Raw genomic sequence first — 13,372 nt, forward strand, 5'->3', positions numbered from 1 at the left:
GTGCTGTGTGCGCTACCTAGACAGTGACAGACTTGGCAATTTTTGCCAGCAATCGCAACGCTTCATTGACAGAAGCTGAGTCTCGAAATATTTCTGCTACATCTGGATCGAGAATCACAACATTACTTGATTTCATATAGGCTTCATAGTATTTGCCACGGACACCACCTGAAAAATCGTATTCAGGTCTCATCTCGTCATTAATTGTTACTTCAGGTTCCTGACTCATAGCTTTTTCTCTCTTGTCGGGTGGCTAAACGGGCGCTGATTAAACGCACTTCACCTTCTCGTTCTGTATGGGACACAACAAAAAGGCGCTGTAAATTTGACTGACCGATCGTTAAAAGACGGAACTCACCTACAGAGTGGTTAGGGTCAGAAATTGTAATAGCCAGTGGATCTCCGAAGACAGTGACAGCTTCTTCAAAAGACACACCATGCTTTTTGGCATTACTACTCGCTTTGCTTGAGTCCCACTGAAACTTCATAGATATATTCTACTCTCAAGCAGAAGAGGGAGGTTGGCAATTGCCTAGGTTACTGCTCTATTTTACTATTTAGGGCAAAATGGCGAAAATCAAAAATGTCAATGTGACTGACTTCTAGGAACTCATAGACTCTGAGGAATGTTGAACTGCTGCTGTAGCGCTGTCATGGCTCGATCGACTGGGATTCCTTCACCTCGATCGAAGCTTTCGAGTCCTTTGCGAATGCCGATGATAGCTTCGAGGTAGTCGATACGCTCCTTCTGTTGTTCGTAGGTATTAAGTTGGGGGTTTGGAGTGGATTTGAGCGATCGCACCAAACTGAGAAGATCCGCAAGTAGTTCGTCAGGGGTGCTATCGATTTCTTGGATGAGGAGTTCTTTGATGGTCATCGCGGCATCTCACGAGGATTGATACTTTGATTGTAACGGCGATCGCACTTCGTACAATCATCGTAGTGTTTGGTATTTGGTGTGAGGGGCGATCGATCTTTCATTTTAGGCGAACTCTCATCAGAAAAAAGAAAGGGCGATGTTATGCGATGTTATTTTCTTTAACTTCTGCGATCGGATCAACAATAGCTACCAAAGCAACAGGAATCGGCACGAAATAACTTGACTCTTCATCTAAGAAATCATCACCACCCATGCTGAAAGAATCTTGAACCCATTGAGAGATATCCCGCCCTGCTGATTTTGCCAGCTCGATTACTTCGGATGATAGAGAGACTACACCTTGAACAATTTGCGCCTCCAAGAAAGTAATCATGTCATGTACTTCAATAGCAGAAGCACCATTGGAATTGACTGGCTGACTAAAATCAGTTGTAAAAGTGTAGTATGTCAAGTATTTAGCTGAGTCTGATGATTTGTTTTTCTCCAATTCTCGTAATGGATGGGTTGCAAACAGCAAGTAAGAGCAGCCTTTAATATCTGGAAAATGTTCGCACAACTTTTGTGCAGAAACCGCCATAAAATCCGCTTGTCTTTGTCTAGCAAGAGACTGGGTTAAGGCTCCAATTGGATCAATGTCAAAAAAAGGTTGATGTTGTTGTTTTGTATCTCCCTCACTTTTTTTCTGGTTCCAAGGCAGCAACCCTGCTAATCGATCGGGAGTTTTTTCTTGGCTAAAAAGAGCAAATTCTGGGTCAAAGTTAAATTTTCTATCTTTTTTGTTTTTCTGCTTGATTACGAGAACTTCAGAAACTGCTGACTCCATCTCTGTTTTCTCTTCTCCAAAAACAGGACGTTGCCATTCTTTCGATTCAAAAACTAATTTATGCTTGTAAGTATCGTATTGAGTAACTTCCAAATTATGCCAAGTTTTGAGGCGTTTAAGTAGCTTATCGCGATCGAGAACCTCAATGGGTTTTAGCTGTTCATTTAACTTACGAAGCTCTGTCTCCATGAGATCACTGCTTTCCTTTGCTACTTGTAGAATTTTGTCTACAGTTTGTCCATCACCACTGTCATCTTCAATAGCACTTGCAATTTTGCCCTCTTGCTTATTATCAAGCTGTCCCAAAATTTTCAATTGCATACGCGGATCTGTAACTCCTGCTGTTTCGAGACGCTTTAGTAAGGCTGTATCTCTTTTTTCGGCTAATGTACCTTCTAAAATGAGATAATAGGCAGTGACATCAGAAATTTGACCTAATCGAGCAACCCTGCCATTACGTTGCATTAAAACAGCAGGATCGGGACTGAGATCCCAATGCACAACTTTATTGGCTACTTGAAAATCTAATCCTTCGTCCGCCGCAGAAGTTGCGACAAGGATGCGGTAATTTTTGTTGCGATCGTAAAAATCCTTAACTACATTCTTTCGATCATCAGCACTCATCTCCCCAGTAAGAGCCCGACTTTGTTTAGGAAAAGTTGCGGTAATAATGGCAGTAGTTTGTAATACCTCAGTAAAAACGAGAAAACGAGAATCGGGATGTTCTTCTAGCATAGCTGTTAGCCAGTTTAGCTTGGCATTTTCAACACTTCTACCTGATGCCAACAAGTCTAAGGCTAATTTTGTCAGTTCTAATATTTCCTCTATCGTTGCTTCTAAATCTGTATCATCGTCATCATCTCGATCATTTTTTTGTTTTGCGTTCTCCAGTAGTTTTTTCTGAAAGTCACGAATAGCAGGTATATTGCCATCCTTCAAGTGGGCAGAGTCAAATGAAAAATTACTGTCAGAAGGAAATATAACCTTTTTGGCGTATCCTGTAACTGTATCCCTCTCAGTATCAAATTTCGCTAGGTGTTTGGAAATCTCGCGAATTAATTTCCTTAAATCTTGAGTATCAGCGAAGTTATCTGTCTTATACTTGTGCTCATTTTGCCATTTTGGATGATGGCGGACACACCAACGAAATAGCCAACAAGCACCTGCAAGGGAACTACTGGTTAAACGTGTTTCAAGATGTGCAGTAGCAAACCCTCCAAAACTACCCCTATGATCTCGATAAATACGCTGTACTGTCCTTTTGATTTTTTCTAGCGTTGACAGATACTCTTCATCAGTTTTTTCGAGACTTGGCTCACCTTCGCGGTGGGGACGAACTATCATTAATTTCGGAAATAATCTTTGGTCAGACCAATTACGAATCTCATCCTGTTGCCGCCAAATGACTGCTACGGGTGAATCATCTTTTGATATTGCTGCTCGAAGTTCTTTGTTGCCAATATCGTTAGCATAGGCATTTTCAAAAGCAGTTTGGTGTACCAGTAATCGCAATAAATTTGTAAATTGATTGGCAGATCGAAAAGGTGTAGCACTCATCAAGATAACTAGCTCTGGCGGTTCTGAGTCTTTCCAGAACTTACCTGCGATCATCTGATATGCAGTTTTATAAGCTTGTGTTGTCTCAATTGCCGATTCTACATATGACTCCCCATTGATGAGGTTAGCATTGCTGGCACAGTGATGACATTCATCAATGATGATGATATTTGGTTTAACTCCTTTAGGTAGCTCTTTCTTATCATTGAGATATCGTCTAGCAGCGTGCATACTAGCAATCCGAATACCTTTTTGACTAATGCTATCGCCATATTGTCTAAAAGAATCTACAACACTAATAATGCTTCCATCAACAGAATCTTTAATCACACTACGTAGTTTATCTCTAACATCTTCGGTTAAGCCACCAGAAGTTAGATAAAGACAACGCAAATCCTCTTTTTGTGCAATCAGCTTGTCTCTTAATATTAAGCCTACTTCAATTGTTTTACCTAAACCTACTTCGTCGGCGATCAGAATTCGCTTAATGCGAGACTCATGATTTTTAACATACTGTTGTAATGCTAATTGATGAGGAAAAGGATCTTTGTCACTAGCGGTAATCCGCCCCGAATAGATATTTGCGAGTAGCTCTAATGCACCCAACCTTAGAACAGTTTGAATATGATGCTGATGCTTTAGCTCATTTTTTTCGAGGACGCTTTCACCTGCATAGTATGTATGCTTTTCCTTGAGACGTAACCGTAAGTCAGGAAATTTATCGTTGATTTTTTTCCAGTGGCGTAAGTTTTTGAAGCGGATACCTCGCCGATCTAGTACGCTGTTTTCGCTGTCAGTTGTTTCGATTGTATAGGCTAAATGGGTATAGGCATTGCGATCGCTACTACTGGGATCTGCCCAGACAACATCTGCATGATTACCGCTCTCAGATGGGATCTCAAACAGCCTATACGTCATGCGTCTGTCCTCAGAATTTTTTGATTATGCACAAGTTCCCAATGCCTTTTAAAGAAGTAAGCTTATTTTGGAAAGCAGTAACTACATTTATTGAGGGCATAGCTTCCAATCATTTCGCCAGTATCAATATCGTAAACGGGAAGTCTTTTCCCATCACGAAAAACGTCAACTGGTATAATCCCAATATTATTAAGACCAATAAAAATGCTTAGGTCTGCATCTGCGAGATTGTGAGAACCCCCAAAATTATCTAGACCAACACGATGTAGTTCGCCAGTGTCGGGGTTGAGGATATACTCAAAGCCAATTTGTTGGGCTTTCTGATAAAGGGAAAGATTTGTAAGTCTCTTGCCCAAAAGCTTTAAATTTGACATGATTAATATTTTTTAAAATAATAAATTCCCCCTAATTTAATACTTGTCCCATCATCCTTACAAATCTTTGATTTGTCTAGCCCAAAAAGGTTCAATTTTGTGAGCTATTTTTCACCCCTTTCAATCTCTTTAATCTAGTTTTGTACAAAAATGTGGAAAAATGTATTAAACTGTTCTTAAATGTGAGCTATAATAAAAAAAAGTCACCTCTCCCGGCCCCGATGAACCTAAAAGAAGCTTTAAAAATCGCCAATCGCATAGTCTTCGAGAAAACGGGTCAGCACCTTGATGATTTACAAGCAGCGGTACTCCGGGGAACTCTAGAACATGAGACATACAAGCACATAGCCAAAAACTTTGACTGTTCTGAAAGTAGTGTGAGGAAAGTAGGCTCAGAACTATGGCAAATACTTTCAGAAGAGTTGGGAGAAGATGTTAGTAAATCAAATTTTAGATCGGCAGTGGAGAGATTCCAACTCTCCCTCTTTTCAAAAAATTTTGCACTACAACAAGACTGCGTACAAATAAGTTGTTGCGTTAATTCTTATGGAGAAGGTAGACACCCGCCAGATATATCAAACTCACATACTGAGGAAACATCTAACACAAAACCAACTAAAACTTCACATCAAGATTTAAGCGAAATGCCGGAGTTGGGTAATTTCTTCGATCGCACCCCCGAACTCCAAACCCTCACAACCTGGATTCTACAACAAAACTGCCGCCTCATCACCCTCACCGGTATCAGCGGCATCGGCAAAACATCCCTAGCAGTACAACTCGTACAACAAATCAAAGACGAGTTTGAGTACGCAGTTTGGTACACACTAGACGAATTCCCCACCATCTATAAATTTCAATCTAACCTAACACAGCTTTTTTCCCAGTCAGAAAACCCAGATTCACCCCCAACCAACCAGAAACGCTTACCGCTAATTAAGTATTTGCAAAACCATCGCTGTTTAGTAGTCTTAGATGACGTTCACAACCTTTTCTGTAGCGGCGAATTGGCAGGAAAATATAAACCAGACTACGAAGAATATCGCTCTTTATTCAAACAGATAGAAAAATTATCCCATCAAAGTTGCTTTCTGCTAGTCGGTTGGGAACCACCGAAAGAAGTTCCTCAACTCACCAGCGAAAATACTCCTATTCGTACCTTACAACTCACTGGTTTAGACACCGCAGCCGCACGGGAAATCCTCAGAGATAAAGGATTAACAGAAATTGATAATTGCGAAGCACTCATTCACCGCTACCAAGGCAATCCGTTATGGTTAAAAAGCGTGGCGACTTTGATTCAAGAGTTGGGAATCGGCGCGACCGAGTTATTAATAGATGATACCATATTGTTACCCGAAGATTTGAAAGATGTTCTACAGCAGCAGTACGATCGCACTTCCGAACTCGAAAAACAAGTCATGTCATTGTTGGCGACAGAAAACCAGCCAGTCACCGTCGCGAAATTGCTACAAAACGGACAAATATCATCATCAGATTTGCTAAACGCCTTGCAATCTCTATGGCGGCGCTGCTTGATAGAAAAAGAAGCAAGTCTTTACACTTTGTCACCTGTACTGAAGCAGTATATCAAAACTCGACGAGCGCACTTAACAAACATCGACAATGAATAAACATTTCAAACAACACCGCTTGTCAACTCTTGTTTCCTCAAATTCGGCAACAATGCCAAAACATCCAAATACCACCACCAACGCTGAGGTGTAATCTCCTCAAATTTGCGCTTCTGCATTAAATCCACAAATCTCGACAACTCCTCATAAAACTCCTTTGCTTGTTCAACTAACCGTCGATCGGCATTTGCTAATAAACCTTTCTCTTCCTCACTCAGTTGAGATTCAACTTTTGCCAACTCATCTCTAAGTTGCAACATTTCTAAATGTTCAGCCCCACTCACATCAGGAAATTCAACCATTACACAATAGTTTTTTACCAAAGTATTCATAACAAATCCTTAACTAAACCTACATAAATAAACATTGAATTAGCCAGGTAGCTTTCCGGTTCCTTTGGAGGAAAAGCCGTTTCTAAAAGTCCATCCAAGCCCATCATTACCAGCCATATTGTGTTGTTTACACTGCTGGTAACTGTCGGATAAAACGTTTCTCCGTAGACATACACATAAACTTTAGCATCAGCATCCCTGACAATTAAACTGATAACTCCATTATATTCTTCAAGGGTCGCATCCGGCCCTAAATGACCTAAATTAATCCTTTTGAGTAAATGAGACATTGCTTTTCCAGGTTTCCAGAAAATTCCGTCTCTCACCCGCTCAATTGCCTGCACAATCTCTAATTGCCTACCTTCATCAAAAATCAACTTTAACCTTACCTGAGAAAAACTGAACTGCAAATAAACATATCATAGCCTATTGAGCATTACCCCAAAAATTATAAAACCTAAGACTGTGCTATCATAGAATACAAAACTTATTTAGTCGAGTTATATGACCACAATAACTACAGTCACAACAGCCTCCCAACTCGCTGATTACTACATCTGGTTCGCGAATGATGTAGGTTCCTATCTCAGCAACCACAAGCTACAAAAACTATTGTACTACGCCCAAGCATGGTATTTAGCCTTTGAAGATACACCGCTTTTTGATGAAGATTTTGAAGCTTGGGTGCACGGGCCGACTATCCCGGCTTTATTTTATGAATACAAAGAACAATTTGACTGGAAGCCAATTCTGAAAGAAGTCAAAAAACCAGAGTTTCCCGAAGAAGTACAAGAGTTTTTAGACGAGTTATCCGACGAATATTTCTTTTGCGATGCCTATGAGTTAGAATTGATGGTGCGCCGCGAAGACCCTTGGATTAATGCTAGAGGTGATTTGCCAAAAGATGAACCTTCTCATGCTATTATTACCAAGGAATCAATGAGAGACTTTTACCAAAGCCGTGTCATCGAAGAAAATTAAGAAAGCAGATATACGCCGCCAGCAATCTTTATCGAGCATCAATCGTCTAGATGTAAAAATACCGGAAGGAGTTAGTTTTTCTTTCAGGTATTATCAGGATGATAAAGATAAGTTTTCACTAGGCGGTAGAGATGCTAAGTATCTAGCATCTCTATTGAGACGGCTGCGCGATTTGTCACAATTGAACGCTCAAGAAATTATCAATAATCAGAGTAAAAGTCTGCGCTGTCATGGCATAGTTTGGAAAAATACTACTGAACCTAATGGCTTTGGTATTCTCAATGAAGATATCCTAATCAATATCCCCTACCAGTTTCAAATATCTGCTAATGAATACGGTAGGGTGCATGGATTTTTTAGTGAAAATGTTTTTTATATTGTCTGGCTAGACCCAGACCACAATCTTTACAGTTGAAATTATGATAAATTACCCACGGTCAGGACACGGCAGTGCCGTTTCCCTACAATTAATCGGGTAGGGAAACGGCATTGCCGTGTCCTTCTCGCTGGCGGGGTTCCCAGCCATTGCGATCGCCTATTTTGAAGTAGGGCAACGGCATTGTCTTGTCCGACTTGCTATTACGCACTCCGCATCTCAGAAACCGGGTTTTTTAGCGAATCTGTGGCTGCGACGAAATATTATCGCAAAAAAAACGGTTTCTGGGTGGCCGTGCTCAGTCCTAATTTTAAGAAAATTTGGCATAGAGAGCTGAAATAAAATTCACGCTTAAAAAGCCTACTCCTAGTACGAGAATGATAAAGATCGAGATACTGAAAATAGACTTGAGCCGATCGCCAATTCCGGGTTTTTCTGAGTTCATCGGTCAATTTTTGCAGTAAATTTGCTCCGGGCAATTGAGAAACAGTAAATTATACCAATGCGCGCACAAAAAGGCAACTCCAGACAAGCTCCAAACCCCGATCGCCCTCAGTAGGTCGCATTTTTTTAACTTTTAATCTAAAATCTAAAATCTAAAATAGTCTCAGGCATTGTTCGGTTAGCCTGGGCTGCCCGAAGTCGATCGCCCGAACCCGATGACCGTAACTCCTGTAAAATAGAGGGCGCGCTGGGGCGAACCTTTTAACAGCCGGAATTGGGCGCGATCGCCGTCAGCTCCCAAATACATAATAATATGTCAGTCATCCTTAGCTTGCTGACAAAGGTAAAAATAGAAGAGTTTCAGGAAATAATCTAAAACATATAACTGAAAAAAGGATAGAAATCAATGCTCCACCCAGTCTCGCAACCTTACCAACAACGAGAAAATACTATGACTCAAAGAGCCGTGCGGAAGCCAAAACCCTCTGTTGCAAACAACCATTTGAGACCAAGTTTTCCTCAAAGGCACTGGCTGGAGCTGGCAGAATACGCCTCTCTGGCTGCCTCTGGTGTGGGTTCCCTGGCGGTGGCTGTGTCGGGTCAAGCTTTTTACGGGGTAGCTCCCCTAACTTTGGCTTTGTCGCTGAATGTTGCTAACAGGTATCGGTTCGAGCAGCAAGTGCGGGTGCATCAAAATTCGGAAATGGCCCAAGTCCAAAAGTCTGTCAATAAAGTCGAAAAAACGGCGGTGACGGTAATTGTTAAATTGCGCAAGCAGTTGTCTGCAGATATTGCAGCGCTGCGCCAGCAAATGGCTGCAATGCCTAGGGCAGAAGGCTTTGAGGAGTCGATAGACATCCAGCGGCAGTTGCTGAGTTTGGGAGAGTCGGTAGCTTCTTTGCAAGAAATCGTAGCGTCTGCTGTCCTCGATGTCCGCCACCAGGTGAGCGCACAACTGCAAGATTTATCGGTTGACCAATCGGCGCATCTCCAAGCTGTGGAACAGGCTATAGAGCAACTGCAAAGTGCGACGCAAGGCTTGGTAGAAACTTCTATCACCCGAGACGACTGGGAAGCAGTAAATACTCGATTTTTGGAAATCCAGAAAGTCATGGCCAATTTGCAAAGCCAACTGCAAGTTCCCGCGCACCAATCGACTCCGGATTTGTCAATTGTCCAAGCTCAAATCCACCGTTTGGAACACGAGCAGCAAGAAGTTGTCAAACCTCACCTCAAGCGCTTAATCTCGGTTGTCAAGGAGTTGCAGCACATACAAGAGAGTAGTCATTAGTCGTTAGTCATTAGTCATCAGTCAGAAGGAAGATTTTTCCACTCAGACACTCTCCGACTCTCGCCCCATCCAGTCCAAATTTGTCGACAACTGTGTTACAAAATGAAAAGCTAATCTATCTAGTTCACCTGTTTTCAACCTGTTACAAGAAAATTAAATGACTGCAACCGTAACTATTGCTGATAACCCGTTACTAATCGGTCAAGGACTGCCTCCATTTGACGCGATCGAACCACAACAGGTAGTCCCCGCCATCACCCAACTGCTGACCGAACTAGAAGCCTCGCTAGCTGCCTTAGAATCGTCTGTAGAGCCGACTTGGAGCGGCTTAGTAGAACCCTTGCAGCGACTCGGAGAGCGTTTAAATTGGAGCTGGAGCATTGTCGGACATTTGATGGGCGTGAAAAATAGCCCGGAACTGCGATCGGCTCACGAAACAGTGCAGCCGGAAGTAGTAAAATTTTGGAGCAAGCTCAGTCAAAGCAAACCGCTTTACGAAGCTTTTAAAGCGCTGCGGGCAAGCGAAAATTGGGACAGCTTAGAGTCAGCTCAACAGCGAATTGTCGAAGCCGCTCTCCGAGACGCCCAACTCTCCGGCGTCGGTTTAGAAGGCGAGCAAAAAGAGCGTTTTAATGCCATTCAATTAGAATTGGCGGAAATTACTACCCAATTTTCCAATCACGTCCTCGACGCTACCAAAGCATTCAGCATCACCCTCACAAACAAAGACGAAGTTGACGGTTTGCCGCCGAGTTTGTTGAGTTTAGCAGCTCAAGCCGCTCGCAGCGCAGGCGAAGAAAATGCGGATGCCGAAAACGGCCCTTGGCGGATCACTTTAGACTTTCCCAGTTACGGCCCTTTCATGCAGCACAGCACCCGCCGCGACTTGCGCGAAAAGTTGTACAAAGCTTTTATCGGCAGAGCAAGTAGCGGAGAATTGAATAACTGGCCGTTGACGGATCGCATTTTAGCTTTGCGCCAGGAAAAAGCTGCTTTGCTCGGGTTTAGCAGTTATGCCGAATTGAGCTTGGCGAGCAAAATGGCTCCAGACGTTACAGCAGTGGAAGCTTTGTTAGAAGAATTGCGCTTAGCTAGTTACAGTGCTGCTATTAAAGATTTAGAAGATTTGAAAGCTTTTGCTGCCGAAAAAGGCGCGCCGGAAGCTGGAGATTTGAAGCACTGGGATGTAGGTTTTTGGTCGGAACGGCGCAGGGAAGAAAAGTTTGCTTTTAGTGCCGAAGAATTGCGACCTTATTTTGCTTTGCCACAGGTATTAGAGGGGTTATTTGGATTAGTAAAACGCCTGTTCTGCGTGACAGTAACTGCGGCAGACGGTCAAACTCCTGTCTGGCACAAAGATGTGCGCTATTTCCAAATAGATGATGAAGCAGGAAATGCGATCGCCAATTTCTATTTAGACCCCTACAGCCGCCCCGAGGAAAAGCGCGGCGGTGCTTGGATGGACGAGTGCGTGGTGCGCGCTAAATTTGTGGAAGGGTCCAAGACAACCACGCGGTTGCCGGTGGCTTATTTGGTGTGCAACCAAAGTCCTCCTGTGGACGGCAAACCGAGTTTAATGACTTTTGGGGAAGTCGAAACTTTGTTTCACGAATTCGGTCACGGTTTGCAGCATATGCTGACAACGGTAGACTATCCGGGGGCTTCGGGCATCAATAATGTTGAGTGGGATGCGGTGGAATTGCCCAGTCAATTTATGGAAAATTGGTGTTACGATCGCGCGACTTTGTTCGGGATGGCAAAGCATTACGAAACCGGGGAAACTTTGCCGGAACACTATTACCAAAAACTGCTAGCAGCGCGCCACTACATGAGCGGCACCGTCATGCTCAGGCAAGTACATTTTAGCAGCGTTGACATCGAATTGCACCACCGCTATCGCTCGGGCGGCAGCGAAACTGTGGCCGATGTCCGCAACCGCATTGCTAAAACTACGACTGTTTTGCCTCCTCTGGAAGAAGACGCATTTTTGTGCGCTTTCGGACACATTTTTGCGGGCGGCTATGCGGCGGGGTATTACAGTTATAAATGGGCGGAAGTGCTCAGCGCTGATGCTTTTGCGGCTTTTGAGGAAGCGGGTTTGGAAGATGAAAGTGCGATCGCATCTACAGGTAAGCGCTTCCGAGATACAGTGTTAGGATTGGGCGGCAGTTTGCACCCGATGGAAGTGTTTAAAACTTTCCGGGGACGCGAACCGAGCACTAAAGCTTTGTTGAGACACAGCGGTTTAGTTGCGGCTTAATTTAAGTGTGGAATAACTCGGGATTAAGGCGGGTGAATTTATCTGCATTAATCCCGATTTTTTGTTGCACAGGATTTACGCAGATCGTGTATGTGTAGGGTGCGGTGTGCATGAAGTCTTACCGCTATCCAGCAGATCCCAGGCTGATGAATTACACCACAGAGCGTTCGATACCCGTAGGGACACCGCATTACCGTGTTCCTACATTTCATAAACCTAAAATCCGCTATAATTTACGTGTAATCAAACTTTCTGCGTAACTTTTATTGTTATAAAATTGATAATTAAATCCCCACTTTTTTTATGGTATTAATAGGACTTGCGTGCCTCACTACCAACCAATTTTATTATAGAACATGATGCAAGAAATATCCGTAGTTTGCCACATCATCCTCTATCTTTTTTAGGACTAAGGTAAACTGTCACAAATAGGGGTAATATCAACTCCGCTAGCATCGGAATTGATGTTACTCACAGTCAGGACACGGCAGTGCCGTGTCCCTACAATTAATGGGGTTAGGGACACGGCAGTGCTGTGTCTTCGGTATCATTCCGATGCTACCGGAAACTTAGTCCTATTTTTGTGGAAAATCGGGTCGAAAGTGCGATCGCCAGCAGCTTTTAGTTTAGGTTGAAGGCTCATCAAGGCAGCATCAGTGTCAATACTGTTAGTATAGACTGCAATTTGCGAATATTTGCTGTCATTTATCACTGATTGATTATACTTAGGAATGAGAATTAAATAACTTACAATGCGTGATGTTCTTGTGGGATGGGCGTCCCGCCCGTCCAGAAAGGGCGGGCGGGACGCCCACCCCACTTTCAAGAGTGTAAATTATTTAATTCGCGCTCCTTAACGTTCCCTCTACCTGAAATTAACTTTATATTTCTCAACATTTACTGGCTGTTTTCTCGATACAGCTAATGCTTTTATTGGCAACAAAAAATCTAGGCTTTTACCGAATCTTTAATATAGAGCGGCAACAGCAAGTTTTTTTTAAAATTTTGATAAAGAACGGGGTACTTGGCGTCGAAAGGGTAAAAAATTTAGGTAGAAACTAAAAAAATTAGTTGGGATTAATTTTAGGATTGCCAGAAAAAATATTTGTATATATGATAAAAAGTAAGGATTGATAGTTAGTCGTTAACCCATAGATTAAGATTTTCATGGATATTCAATTAATTAATATCGGTTTTGGTAACATTGTGTCTGCTAACCGAGTGATTGCCATTGTCAGTCCCGAGTCAGCGCCAATTAAGCGGATTATTACTGATGCGCGGGAACGGGGACAACTGGTTGACGCTACTTACGGCCGCCGCACGAGAGCAGTAATTATTACAGATTCGAGTCACGTCATCCTCTCGGCGATTCAGCCGGAAACGGTTGCTAATCGTTTTGCGATCGGCAAAGACAGTCAAGGTCGGGATGATTGAGGTTTGTCAGTTGCAATTTAAGCGTTTACAGTCTAAAGTAAGCGGAAACTTAAATTGTTACACGTTTC

15 protein-coding genes are annotated in these 13,372 nt (G+C 42.8%); 6 read left to right on the forward strand and 9 right to left on the reverse strand.

Annotation, left to right across the window (positions count from 1 at the left end; genetic code table 11):
* Window positions 1-16: 16 nt before the first annotated feature.
* From QUB30_RS02690 to QUB30_RS02710, 5 genes are all read right to left on the reverse strand, one after another.
* The gene (locus tag QUB30_RS02690) at window positions 17-229 is read right to left on the reverse strand and encodes a hypothetical protein (protein WP_106147613.1); all 213 of its coding nucleotides are present in this window, start codon (window positions 227-229) and stop codon (window positions 17-19) included.
* A complete protein-coding gene (locus QUB30_RS02695) occupies window positions 213-488 on the reverse strand; it encodes a BrnT family toxin (RefSeq protein ID WP_333223110.1) in 276 nt (91 codons plus the stop codon). Before QUB30_RS02695 ends, QUB30_RS02690 begins: the two co-directional genes overlap by 17 nt.
* 122 nt (window positions 489-610) lie before the next feature.
* Complete coding sequence (locus QUB30_RS02700; protein WP_333328682.1) at window positions 611-877, reverse strand: hypothetical protein; 267 nt, start codon at window positions 875-877, stop codon at window positions 611-613.
* Between the two features lie 142 nt (window positions 878-1,019).
* On the reverse strand, window positions 1,020-4,178 hold the full coding sequence (locus QUB30_RS02705; RefSeq protein WP_333328685.1) for a helicase-related protein: 3,159 nt from the start codon (window positions 4,176-4,178) through the stop codon (window positions 1,020-1,022).
* 62 nt (window positions 4,179-4,240) lie between these two features.
* Complete coding sequence (locus tag QUB30_RS02710; protein ID WP_333210951.1) at window positions 4,241-4,552, reverse strand: hypothetical protein; 312 nt, start codon at window positions 4,550-4,552, stop codon at window positions 4,241-4,243.
* A gap of 221 nt (window positions 4,553-4,773) precedes the next feature.
* On the opposite strand from QUB30_RS02710, the gene QUB30_RS02715 reads away from it, so the two are divergent.
* The gene (locus QUB30_RS02715; RefSeq protein ID WP_333328689.1) at window positions 4,774-6,186 is read left to right on the forward strand and encodes an NB-ARC domain-containing protein; all 1,413 of its coding nucleotides are present in this window, start codon (window positions 4,774-4,776) and stop codon (window positions 6,184-6,186) included.
* A 5-nt stretch (window positions 6,187-6,191) separates the two neighbouring features.
* On the opposite strand, the gene QUB30_RS02720 is transcribed toward QUB30_RS02715, so the two are convergent.
* A complete protein-coding gene (locus tag QUB30_RS02720; RefSeq protein WP_333328692.1) occupies window positions 6,192-6,518 on the reverse strand; it encodes a hypothetical protein in 327 nt (108 codons plus the stop codon).
* The gene (locus tag QUB30_RS02725) at window positions 6,515-6,895 is read right to left on the reverse strand and encodes a hypothetical protein (protein WP_333328695.1); all 381 of its coding nucleotides are present in this window, start codon (window positions 6,893-6,895) and stop codon (window positions 6,515-6,517) included. Before QUB30_RS02725 ends, QUB30_RS02720 begins: the two co-directional genes overlap by 4 nt.
* Window positions 6,896-7,022: 127 nt before the next feature.
* Between QUB30_RS02725 and QUB30_RS02730 the strand changes: the two genes are divergently transcribed.
* Entirely contained in the window at window positions 7,023-7,499 is a 477-nt protein-coding gene (locus QUB30_RS02730; RefSeq protein ID WP_333328698.1) for a type II toxin-antitoxin system antitoxin SocA domain-containing protein, read from the forward strand.
* Window positions 7,480-7,914: a hypothetical protein gene (locus QUB30_RS02735; RefSeq protein WP_333328702.1), complete on the forward strand. Its 435-nt coding sequence runs from the start codon at window positions 7,480-7,482 to the stop codon at window positions 7,912-7,914. Before QUB30_RS02730 ends, QUB30_RS02735 begins: the two co-directional genes overlap by 20 nt.
* A gap of 583 nt (window positions 7,915-8,497) precedes the next feature.
* Here QUB30_RS02735 and QUB30_RS02740 read toward each other — a convergent pair.
* On the reverse strand, window positions 8,498-8,626 hold the full coding sequence (locus QUB30_RS02740) for a hypothetical protein (protein ID WP_333328705.1): 129 nt from the start codon (window positions 8,624-8,626) through the stop codon (window positions 8,498-8,500).
* A 99-nt stretch (window positions 8,627-8,725) separates the two neighbouring features.
* On the opposite strand from QUB30_RS02740, the gene QUB30_RS02745 reads away from it, so the two are divergent.
* A complete protein-coding gene (locus tag QUB30_RS02745; RefSeq protein ID WP_333328708.1) occupies window positions 8,726-9,610 on the forward strand; it encodes a hypothetical protein in 885 nt (294 codons plus the stop codon).
* Window positions 9,611-9,767: 157 nt separating this feature from the next.
* Window positions 9,768-11,870 carry a M3 family metallopeptidase gene (locus tag QUB30_RS02750; protein ID WP_333328712.1) on the forward strand — a complete coding sequence of 701 codons (2,103 nt, stop codon included), beginning with the start codon at window positions 9,768-9,770 and terminating at the stop codon, window positions 11,868-11,870.
* 547 nt (window positions 11,871-12,417) lie between these two features.
* Here QUB30_RS02750 and QUB30_RS02755 read toward each other — a convergent pair.
* Entirely contained in the window at window positions 12,418-12,582 is a 165-nt protein-coding gene (locus tag QUB30_RS02755) for a hypothetical protein (RefSeq protein WP_333328715.1), read from the reverse strand.
* Between the two features lie 455 nt (window positions 12,583-13,037).
* Between QUB30_RS02755 and remA the strand changes: the two genes are divergently transcribed.
* Window positions 13,038-13,304, forward strand: a complete 267-nt coding sequence (gene remA, locus QUB30_RS02760; RefSeq protein WP_106149020.1) for an extracellular matrix/biofilm regulator RemA — start codon at window positions 13,038-13,040, stop codon at window positions 13,302-13,304.
* The last annotated feature ends 68 nt before the right edge of the window (window positions 13,305-13,372 follow it).

The organism is Microcoleus sp. BROC3 (assembly GCF_036702515.1).
Taxonomy (GTDB): Bacteria; Cyanobacteriota; Cyanobacteriia; order Cyanobacteriales; family Microcoleaceae; genus Microcoleus.

Excerpts from the sequence above, each read along its gene's own strand:
- QUB30_RS02750 (WP_333328712.1), top strand. The coding sequence starts at position 9,768 with ATGACTGCAACCGTAACTATTGCTGATAACCCGTTACTAATCGGTCAA.
- QUB30_RS02700 (WP_333328682.1), bottom strand. The coding sequence starts at position 877 with ATGACCATCAAAGAACTCCTCATCCAAGAAATCGATAGCACCCCTGAC.
- QUB30_RS02720 (WP_333328692.1), bottom strand. The coding sequence starts at position 6,518 with ATGAATACTTTGGTAAAAAACTATTGTGTAATGGTTGAATTTCCTGAT.
- QUB30_RS02690 (WP_106147613.1), bottom strand. The coding sequence starts at position 229 with ATGAGTCAGGAACCTGAAGTAACAATTAATGACGAGATGAGACCTGAA.
- QUB30_RS02710 (WP_333210951.1), bottom strand. The coding sequence starts at position 4,552 with ATGTCAAATTTAAAGCTTTTGGGCAAGAGACTTACAAATCTTTCCCTT.
- QUB30_RS02740 (WP_333328705.1), bottom strand. The coding sequence starts at position 8,626 with ATGTATTTGGGAGCTGACGGCGATCGCGCCCAATTCCGGCTGTTAAAA.
- QUB30_RS02695 (WP_333223110.1), bottom strand. The coding sequence starts at position 488 with ATGAAGTTTCAGTGGGACTCAAGCAAAGCGAGTAGTAATGCCAAAAAG.
- QUB30_RS02715 (WP_333328689.1), top strand. The coding sequence starts at position 4,774 with ATGAACCTAAAAGAAGCTTTAAAAATCGCCAATCGCATAGTCTTCGAG.
- QUB30_RS02705 (WP_333328685.1), bottom strand. The coding sequence starts at position 4,178 with ATGACGTATAGGCTGTTTGAGATCCCATCTGAGAGCGGTAATCATGCA.
- QUB30_RS02745 (WP_333328708.1), top strand. The coding sequence starts at position 8,726 with ATGCTCCACCCAGTCTCGCAACCTTACCAACAACGAGAAAATACTATG.
- remA (WP_106149020.1), top strand. The coding sequence starts at position 13,038 with ATGGATATTCAATTAATTAATATCGGTTTTGGTAACATTGTGTCTGCT.
- QUB30_RS02730 (WP_333328698.1), top strand. The coding sequence starts at position 7,023 with ATGACCACAATAACTACAGTCACAACAGCCTCCCAACTCGCTGATTAC.